Source organism: Mesorhizobium album (assembly GCF_033977205.1).
GTDB lineage: Bacteria > Pseudomonadota > Alphaproteobacteria > Rhizobiales > Rhizobiaceae > Mesorhizobium > Mesorhizobium album.
In genome coordinates this window covers 1-797 of the sequence record NZ_JAVIIW010000149.1, presented here as the reverse complement: position 1 = coordinate 797, position 797 = coordinate 1, and the positions used below count along the sequence as shown (strand labels likewise).

At 63.7% G+C, this 797-nt stretch carries 1 protein-coding gene; it reads right to left on the bottom strand.

Annotated features, from left to right (window positions below):
• Positions 1-7 precede the first annotated feature (7 nt).
• Positions 8-797, bottom strand: a 790-nt coding sequence (locus RFN28_RS34665; RefSeq protein ID WP_320291607.1) for a transposase, incomplete at its 5' end; no start/stop codon positions are given.

Genomic DNA, 797 nt, shown 5'->3' with positions numbered 1-797 from the left:
GTCGTCATCAACTCTGAGGAATGGCGGCGTCTCGTAGCCTAGCGTTGAGGGTGACGATGATCTTTCGCATGACGGCGGCGATGGCCACCATTGGCTTTTTGCCGTTGGCGCGCAGGCGTTTGTAGAAGGTTGCGAACTCACCCCTTCCGGCAGCGGCGTGCAACGCGGGCATGTAGAGCATGCTCCTGATCTCTGGTCGTCCGCCACGGATTTTGCGGTAGCCGTGTTTTTGGCCGCTGTCGTTGGGATGAGGCGCGAGCCCTGCAAGGGCTGCAGCCTTTCGACGTGTCATGGTGCCGAGCTCGGGCAAGATGGCCAAGAGTTTGGCCGCCACGATCGGGCCGAGACTGTCCATAGCCGTGCATATGGTTGCCCGGTGCTTGAGGGTGCTGCTGTTGGCGATGAGCTCGCGGATGGCGGCCTCGATGGTCTGGATCTGATGCTCGACGGCTTTGATCAGCGCCTTGAAGGAAGCGGCGAGATCGCGGCTGCAAGGAGCCTTGAGGCGGTTCTTCTCGGCGCCCCTGAAGGCGATGAGCTCCTGGCGGCGGCGGACCAGGGCGCGCAAATGTACCGCGTCGGGGTCCGGAGCCTGCCAAAGGGACAGCTTTTCCCAGCGCTCGCGGCCGTAGGCAGAAAGCATGCCGGCATCGATGGCGTCGCTTTTGCCCTGTGTGCCGAAGGACCGGATGAAGCTCTTGAGCTTGAGCGTGTCGGCGCGATGGCAGGCGATGCCGGCGCGCAGGCACTCCTCGAGCAGCAGGCTCTCATGCCCTCCGGTCGGCTCGCACACGACG